Below are 1,377 nucleotides of genomic sequence, written 5' to 3'. Positions count from 1 at the left end.
TGCGGGCGCCGGTCTCGGTGCGGCCCACTTTGACGGCGACGACGGGCACCTTGCGCCGGGCGGCGCGGTCGGCGGCGGGAGGTGAGCGCAGGCCGGGTGAGCAGGTGGACGGTGGCGGGAGAGCCGGCGAGCGAGCGGCCGGTGACCGGGAAGCCGACGGGCGAGCGGCCCGCGACCGGGAAGCCGACGGGCGAGCGGCCCGCGACCGGGAAGCCAACGGGCGAGCGGCCCGCGACCGGGAAGCCAACGAGCAGACGGCCCATGACCGGAGAGCCGACGAGCGAGCGGCAGGTGACCGTAGAGTCGGCGAGCGAGCGGCAGGTGACCGTAGAGTCGGCGAGCAGGCAGCCGGTGATCGGGAAGCCGACGGGCAGGCGGTCCGTGACCGGAGAGCCGGCGAGCAGGCGGCCCATGACCGGGAAGCCGGCGAGCAGACGGCCGCTGACCGGATCCCCGGTGACGTGGCCCGTACGATCCGGCTCGGCGCCCAGCGCCTCATCGCCGCCGTCCTCGACTGCGAGAAGCCGGTGATCGCGGCGGTGAACGGCACCGCGGCCGGCCTCGGCGCACATCTCGCGTTCGCCTGTGATCTCGTACTGGCCGCCGAATCGGCCAGGTTCATCGAGGTGTTCGTGCGCCGCGGCCTCGTCCCCGACGGCGGCGGGGCGTATCTCCTGCCCCGCCTGATCGGACCCCAGCGGGCGAAGGAGCTGATGTTCTTCGGTGACGCGCTCGGCGCCGCGGACGCGGAGCGGCTCGGGCTGGTCAACCGCGTCGTGCCGGACGGGGAGTTGGACAAGACGGCCCGGGCCTGGGCCGAGCGCCTCGCCACCGGCCCGACCCGCACCCTCGCCCTCACCAAGCAGCTCGTCAACGCCTCCCTCGACACCGACCGCACCACCGCCTTCGCGGCCGAGGCGGCCGCACAGGAGATCAACATGACGACTCAGGACGCGCAGGAGGGCGTGGCGAGTTTCGTGGAGCGCAGGAGCGCCGAGTACAAGGGGCGGTGAGCGCGCGCCGGCAGCTCGACCAGCTCGGCCTTCCCTCCCGATCGTGCCCGGCACACAAGCCGCACACCCCTTCCAATCTGACGAACCGTCAGCTTCAATGGTCGGTGTGATGGGACACGCGGGGATGGCGGCAGCCGCCGTCCGCTACCTCAGGTCGGCCGACGCACCGCCCGTGCAGGCGCTGCCGAGACCGGAGTTGCGCTGTGTGGGCGACGACGAGCGGGCGCCGGTCGGGCAGGCGGAGTTCCGGCGGGTGCTCGGGAACTTCGCGACGGGCGTGGCCGTTGTCACGGCACCAGGCACCACCGACGACCCACAGGCCCCCGTCCCGACAGCGACCCCAGCCGCAGCCCCAGCCCCGGGC

General features: G+C 73.9%; 3 pseudogenes. 2 read left to right on the top strand and 1 reads right to left on the bottom strand.

Annotation, left to right across the window (positions count from 1 at the left end):
- Window positions 1–413, bottom strand: a pseudogene (locus L0P92_RS45910) (hypothetical protein); the annotation flags it as partial.
- Window positions 414–446: 33 nt separating this feature from the next.
- Here L0P92_RS45910 and L0P92_RS45905 point away from each other — a divergent pair.
- Window positions 447–1,013, top strand: a pseudogene (locus L0P92_RS45905) (enoyl-CoA hydratase/isomerase family protein); the annotation flags it as partial.
- 109 nt (window positions 1,014–1,122) lie between these two features.
- A pseudogene (locus L0P92_RS44410) lies at window positions 1,123–1,377 on the top strand (hypothetical protein); the annotation flags it as partial.

Source organism: Streptomyces muensis, assembly GCF_021474425.1.
In the GTDB taxonomy this organism is placed as follows: domain Bacteria; phylum Actinomycetota; class Actinomycetes; order Streptomycetales; family Streptomycetaceae; genus Streptomyces; species Streptomyces muensis.
Note: the sequence above shows the minus strand (reverse complement) of the source record. Positions and strands in the feature narration are given on the sequence as shown.